Source organism: Arthrobacter sp. 10N418, from assembly GCF_056394725.1.
Window position 1 is genome coordinate 1 of the sequence record NZ_JBFTIK010000048.1, and the last position, 5,365, is coordinate 5,365.

Sequence of the window (5,365 nt, forward strand, 5' to 3'; positions counted from 1 at the left end):
TGCAGTGGTGGTGTTGTTATTCAGTTGTGGTTCGCCAAGCAACGGGTTTGTTGGTTGGGAACCACATAGTGGACGCAAGCAGTCTTGTTTCTTTGTACCACCCCTGGGTGCGAACCCCTTTTGAACGGGTTCGCGGGGTGGTGTGTGGTGTAAGTTATCGGCCTATTAGTACCGGTCAGCTTCACGAGTCGTTAGTCCTCGCTTCCACATCCGGCCTATCAACCCAGTGGTCTGGCTGGGGGCCTCTCACACACAAGGTGTATGGAAATCTCATCTCGAAGCGAGCTTCCCGCTTAGATGCTTTCAGCGGTTATCCCATCCGAACGTAGCTAATCAGCGGTGCACTTGGCAGTACAACTGACACACCAGAGGTTCGTCCGTCCCGGTCCTCTCGTACTAAGGACAGCCCTTCTCAAATTTCCTGCGCGCGCAGCGGATAGGGACCGAACTGTCTCACGACGTTCTAAACCCAGCTCGCGTACCGCTTTAATGGGCGAACAGCCCAACCCTTGGGACCTACTCCAGCCCCAGGATGCGACGAGCCGACATCGAGGTGCCAAACCATGCCGTCGATATGGACTCTTGGGCAAGATCAGCCTGTTATCCCCGAGGTACCTTTTATCCGTTGAGCGACGGCCATTCCACAATGTACCGCCGGATCACTAGTCCCGACTTTCGTCCCTGCTCGAGATGTCTCTCTCACAGTCAAGCTCCCTTGTGCACTTACACTCGACACCTGATTGCCAACCAGGCTGAGGGAACCTTTGGGCGCCTCCGTTACTTTTTAGGAGGCAACCGCCCCAGTTAAACTACCCATCAGGCACTGTCCCTGACCCGGATTACGGGCCGAAGTTAGATGTCCAAAGTGACCAGAGTGGTATTTCAACGATGACTCCACCCGAACTGGCGTCCGGGCTTCAACGTCTCCCACCTATCCTACACAAGCCACTCCGAACACCAATACCAAACTATAGTAAAGGTCTCGGGGTCTTTCCGTCCTGCTGCGCGTAACGAGCATCTTTACTCGTACTGCAATTTCGCCGAGTTTATGGTTGAGACAGCGGGGAAGTCGTTACTCCATTCGTGCAGGTCGGAACTTACCCGACAAGGAATTTCGCTACCTTAGGATGGTTATAGTTACCACCGCCGTTTACTGGGGCTTGAATTCTCAGCTTCGCCTTGCGGCTAACCGGTCCTCTTAACCTTCCAGCACCGGGCAGGAGTCAGTCCGTATACATCGTCTTGCGACTTCGCACGGACCTGTGTTTTTAGTAAACAGTCGCTTCCCCCTGGTCTCTGCGGCCCCTGCACGCTCCGGACAGCAAGTGTCCATCACGATGGGGGCCCCCCTTCTCCCGAAGTTACGGGGGCATTTTGCCGAGTTCCTTAACCATAATTCTCTCGATCGCCTTAGTATTCTCTACCTGATCACCTGTGTCGGTTTGGGGTACGGGCGGCTAAAACCTCGCGTCGATGCTTTTCTTGGCAGCATAGGATCACCGAATCCCCCCTTACGGGAGTCCCATCAGATCTCAGGCATCATGAACGGCGGATTTGCCTACCGTTCGCCCTACATCCTTAGACCGGGACAACCATCGCCCGGCTCGGCTACCTTCCTGCGTCACACCTGTTAATACGCTTGCCTCCCAGGATCAGGTCCCGCGCTCCACCAAAACCCTCCCGCCACAAGGGCGGTCAGGCAGGCTTCGGGCGGTTAGTATCCCCTGTTCAGCATGGGCGGTTTTTCGCCGGTACGGGAATATCAACCCGTTGTCCATCGACTACGCCTGTCGGCCTCGCCTTAGGTCCCGACTTACCCAGGGCAGATTAGCTTGACCCTGGAACCCTTGATCATTCGGCGGACGGGTTTCTCACCCGTCTTTCGCTACTCATGCCTGCATTCTCACTCGTGTAGGCTCCACCGCTGGTTTACACCGCGACTTCACTGCCCACACGACGCTCCCCTACCACTCCAGACGCCTGAACCAACCCACAAGGGGCGGCTTAGCTACTATCTGAAATCCACAACTTCGGCGGTGTACTTGAGCCCCGCTACATTGTCGGCGCGGAATCACTTGACCAGTGAGCTATTACGCACTCTTTTAAGGATGGCTGCTTCTAAGCCAACCTCCTGGTTGTCTTCGCAACTCCACATCCTTTCCCACTTAGCACACGCTTAGGGGCCTTAGTTGGTGGTCTGGGCTGTTTCCCTCTCGACTATGAAGCTTATCCCCCACAGTCTCACTGCTGCGCTCTCACTTACCGGCATTCGGAGTTTGGCTGACGTCAGTAACCTTGTAGGGCCCATTAGCCATCCAGTAGCTCTACCTCCGGTAAGAAACACGCAACGCTGCACCTAAATGCATTTCGGGGAGAACCAGCTATCACGAAGTTTGATTGGCCTTTCACCCCTACCCACAGCTCATCCCCTCCATTTTCAACTGAAGTGGGTTCGGTCCTCCACGACGTCTTACCGTCGCTTCAACCTGGCCATGGGTAGATCACTTCGCTTCGGGTCTAGATCACGCCACTGCAACGCCCTATTCAGACTCGCTTTCGCTACGGCTTCCCCACACGGGTTAACCTCGCGACGTAACACTAACTCGCAGGCTCATTCTTCAAAAGGCACGCCGTCACAACTACAAGGYTGCTCCGACGGATTGTAAGCACACGGTTTCAGGTACTGTTTCACTCCCCTCCCGGGGTACTTTTCACCTTTCCCTCACGGTACTGGTCCGCTATCGGTCATTAGGGAGTATTTAGGCTTATCAGGTGGTCCTGACAGATTCGCACGGGATTTCTCGGGCCCCGTGCTACTTGGGATACTTCCCAGGCGGTATGACAACATTTCGGTTACGGGGCTCACACCCTCTACGGCCGGCCTTTCAAGACCGTTCACCTATGCCCACACTTCGCACCTCACTGTCCCGGCAGAGACAGAACGGAAAGTCCCACAACCCCGACCATGCAACGCCCGCCGGCTATCACACATGGAACGGTTTAGCCTGATCCGCGTTCGCTCGCCACTACTGACGGAATCACTATTGTTTTCTCTTCCTGCGGGTACTGAGATGTTTCACTTCCCCGCGTTCCCTCCACGCACCCTATGTGTTCAGATGCGGGTCACCAGGTGACTCGCGCCCCTGGCGGGGTTTCCCCATTCGGACACCCTGGGATCACAGTCCGGTTATCGACTCCCCCAGGCTTATCGCAGATTCCTACGTCCTTCTTCGGCTCCTAATGCCAAGGCATCCACCGTGTGCTCTTAAAAACTTGACCACAAAAGATCAAGGAGTAATTTTCGAGAGAACCATGAAACCACACCGCACCACCGGCCACACCCCAAAAGGCACAACCAACACCACGGCACAGATCCAGGTTCATAATTCTTGGAAATTGCTTCTTATAAAAGATGCTCGCGTCCACTATGTAGTTCTCAAACAACAACCCCGTACCACACACCCCACACACACAACCCGCAAGGGCCGATACGTCCATGATCGGTGCAGCCAGGAAACCAGAAACAAACAAAACCCGGACACCACAGCCACAAGGCCGCAACAACCGGTCCTGTTGCCTCAGGACCCAACAGTGTGCCAAACACTAAACCGCGCCCCCGCCCCCCGCACCGTTCCAGGACRCCCCCCAAAGRGGGCCTCCGTACTGGGTAAGGAAGAAGAACACGCGGCCGCTATTTGCTGATATTCCACCCGTGAGCACCCGCCGCAGAACTTGCGTCTGCGCAACGGGCGTACTCCTGACAACCCCGCAACACTCACATACATGAGGCACGGCGGCTGTAGGTGCTCCTTAGAAAGGAGGTGATCCAGCCGCACCTTCCGGTACGGCTACCTTGTTACGACTTAGTCCCAATCGCCAGTCCCACCTTCGACAGCTCCCTCCCACAAGGGGTTAGGCCACCGGCTTCGGGTGTTACCAACTTTCGTGACTTGACGGGCGGTGTGTACAAGGCCCGGGAACGTATTCACCGCAGCGTTGCTGATCTGCGATTACTAGCGACTCCGACTTCATGGGGTCGAGTTGCAGACCCCAATCCGAACTGAGACCGGCTTTTTGGGATTAGCTCCACCTCACAGTATCGCAACCCTTTGTACCGGCCATTGTAGCATGCGTGAAGCCCAAGACATAAGGGGCATGATGATTTGACGTCGTCCCCACCTTCCTCCGAGTTGACCCCGGCAGTCTCCCATGAGTCCCCGCCATTACGCGCTGGCAACATGGAACGAGGGTTGCGCTCGTTGCGGGACTTAACCCAACATCTCACGACACGAGCTGACGACAACCATGCACCACCTGTGAACCGGCCCCAAAGGGGAAGGACTGTTTCCAGCCCGGTCCGGCCCATGTCAAGCCTTGGTAAGGTTCTTCGCGTTGCATCGAATTAATCCGCATGCTCCGCCGCTTGTGCGGGCCCCCGTCAATTCCTTTGAGTTTTAGCCTTGCGGCCGTACTCCCCAGGCGGGGCACTTAATGCGTTAGCTACGGCGCGGAAAACGTGGAATGTCCCCCACACCTAGTGCCCAACGTTTACGGCATGGACTACCAGGGTATCTAATCCTGTTCGCTCCCCATGCTTTCGCTCCTCAGCGTCAGTTAATGCCCAGAGACCTGCCTTCGCCATCGGTGTTCCTCCTGATATCTGCGCATTTCACCGCTACACCAGGAATTCCAGTCTCCCCTACATCACTCTAGTCTGCCCGTACCCACCGCAGATCCGGAGTTGAGCCCCGGACTTTCACGGCAGACGCGACAAACCGCCTACGAGCTCTTTACGCCCAATAATTCCGGATAACGCTTGCGCCCTACGTATTACCGCGGCTGCTGGCACGTAGTTAGCCGGCGCTTCTTCTGCAGGTACCGTCACTTTCGCTTCTTCCCTACTGAAAGAGGTTTACAACCCGAAGGCCGTCATCCCTCACGCGGCGTCGCTGCATCAGGCTTGCGCCCATTGTGCAATATTCCCCACTGCTGCCTCCCGTAGGAGTCTGGGCCGTGTCTCAGTCCCAGTGTGGCCGGTCACCCTCTCAGGCCGGCTACCCGTCGTCGCCTTGGTGAGCCATTACCTCACCAACAAGCTGATAGGCCGCGAGTCCATCCAAAACCACAATAAAGCTTTCCACCCCCCACCATGCGATGAGGAGTCATATCCGGTATTAGACCCAGTTTCCCAGGCTTATCCCAGAGTTAAGGGCAGGTTACTCACGTGTTACTCACCCGTTCGCCACTAATCCACCAGCAAGCTGGCATCATCGTTCGACTTGCATGTGTTAAGCACGCCGCCAGCGTTCATCCTGAGCCAGGATCAAACTCTCCGTTGAAGTAAAACAAAAACAGACACAACCAA

The 5,365-nt window shown here is 55.9% G+C and carries 2 rRNA genes; both read right to left on the reverse strand.

Going from position 1 to position 5,365, the window contains the following annotated elements:
- Positions 1-144 precede the first annotated feature (144 nt).
- A 23S ribosomal RNA gene (locus AC1DCZ_RS19065) occupies positions 145-3,279 on the reverse strand.
- Positions 3,280-3,814: 535 nt separating this feature from the next.
- A 16S ribosomal RNA gene (locus AC1DCZ_RS19070) occupies positions 3,815-5,339 on the reverse strand.
- The 16S and 23S rRNA genes sit together here, the layout of an rRNA operon.
- Positions 5,340-5,365: the final 26 nt, after the last annotated feature.